The organism is Coprococcus sp. ART55/1 (assembly GCF_000210595.1).
GTDB classification, from domain to species: Bacteria; Bacillota; Clostridia; order Lachnospirales; family Lachnospiraceae; genus Coprococcus; species Coprococcus aceti.
Genome location: NC_021018.1, coordinates 827,834 through 829,595, shown reverse-complemented (window position 1 = coordinate 829,595; position 1,762 = coordinate 827,834). Strand labels below are relative to the sequence as shown.

2 protein-coding genes are annotated in these 1,762 nt (G+C 28.4%); both read right to left on the bottom strand.

Features of this window, described 5'->3' with window-relative positions; translation table 11 throughout:
• Positions 1-363: 363 nt before the first annotated feature.
• Positions 364-885 (bottom strand): hypothetical protein, encoded by a 522-nt coding sequence (locus tag CCU_RS03975; protein WP_015533655.1) that lies wholly within the window; start codon positions 883-885, stop codon positions 364-366.
• The coding region (locus tag CCU_RS03970; RefSeq protein WP_208895972.1) for a hypothetical protein at positions 878-1,762 on the bottom strand (885 nt) is incomplete at its 5' end. The genes CCU_RS03975 and CCU_RS03970, both read right to left, overlap by 8 nt.

The window sequence follows — 1,762 nt, the reverse complement described above, 5'->3', positions numbered from 1 at the left end:
GACATGGTATTCAGATAAGTCTTGTACTTCTCGCTTTCAAAAAGCTCCTTGATACCCTGCTCCAGCTTCTCTGTTATTTCCTGTACTTTCTGTTTTTCTGTTTTTGCATCTGCCATTTTGTATCCTCCTGTTTTGCCATGACCTGTTTATGTTCTGTTCTACTGTTTCCATCTTTCTGATACCTCCGTTTAATTCTGGGTATGATAAAAGCAGCCATTTCTGGCTGCTTTCTATATACTATCTATATTAACTTTTACACTTGAATGAATATTACTGCCCTTATTCGTTTTAATTTCTGCAATTTACTCCTATCTCCTTCCTGCCTTTATCACTGTAAATAGAATAGGTACTATAATTTTTATTCTAAAAGACCTTGTTCTTTATTGAATATGTATCTATTTCCTTTATTAAATCCGATAAACACGGCATTGAATATCTTTCCTTATACCTATATAGCGTTACCTGTTCATCAATCGACAATATGAAACACATATGTGTATAAATCTCATCCAACTTCTTATCAATCATTCGATCTGCATATTTTATCTCCAATTCATTATAAGTATCTATATACTTTCTATATTGTGAAATCACTTCCTCTCTTAATCCTCTCATTAATGAATCTTCACTATATAAAGAAAATATGTCAAAGTTCGATGCTCGCTCTTTTATCTTTATTTGAAGCAATTCCATCTGCAATAAATTATATTTTATAGGTAAATAATACTTTAAGATTGTGTCTCTCACATTTATAAAATTTTCCAATTTTTTCTTTTCCCTTTTACCTACACTATTCCAATATATATTGCAACAAATTGTCACAAGATTAAGAATAGAACTAACTATTAACGTCCAGAATGCAATTTGTATCTCTTGTTCACTCATTTTCTTTTTTCTCCATTAATATCTTATACGCATCTCTTGAAATTTCTGTGGTTGTATCATTATATTCTTTGCCTTTTATATACTTTATGCAATATGTCAACTCTATAATTAGCGATTTACTCACATCTCCGAAAACATTATTATTTAAAAGACAAATATATTTTTCTATTACATCAATAATCTTTTTATTTATCTCCTGAACTTTTTCTGGGTAAACATCAAGTATTAAATGTCTTCTAAAATTATCTAAATATGTTATATGCCGATGAATAATCCTTTCTTCGTGAAATTTACCTTCTTTTTCATTTTTATTCTTAAATATATAATCTGATTCCTCTACTTTTCCATCTCTATTTATATCAAATAATATTTCATTAAATTGTGTTAAATTTTCACAACATATTTCCACCGATTTATATACACGATCAAGTGTATATTCAAAATTATAATTTTTATATTCATCGGAATATATACTACTCCATTTACAAAACAATGGTGCAGTTCTCTTCGTAAATCTACATGAAAAGAATTCATAATGCGTACAAATAAATTTAATATAGTTTGTTCCGGCGCATGTAATTCTTAACATGACATCTTTTTGATTTCCATTTTTATTAAGCAATAATGCCTTTTCTAATTCCTCTTCAGTCACGTCTCTTATATTGTCAAATGTAATTAAATGATTCCATTTTTTTGCATTTTTTAAGTTATACATACCAACTAATGAGCGTACAAAAACTTTTTCGTTCATAAATGGTTTTACATAATCATACAATCTATGAAGTTCAATTCTTGTCGGATTCATTTTTTCGAAATCAGGCGTAACCTGTTCATAACTTCTCTCATACTCCGGTAATAAATTATATAATACTGTTAA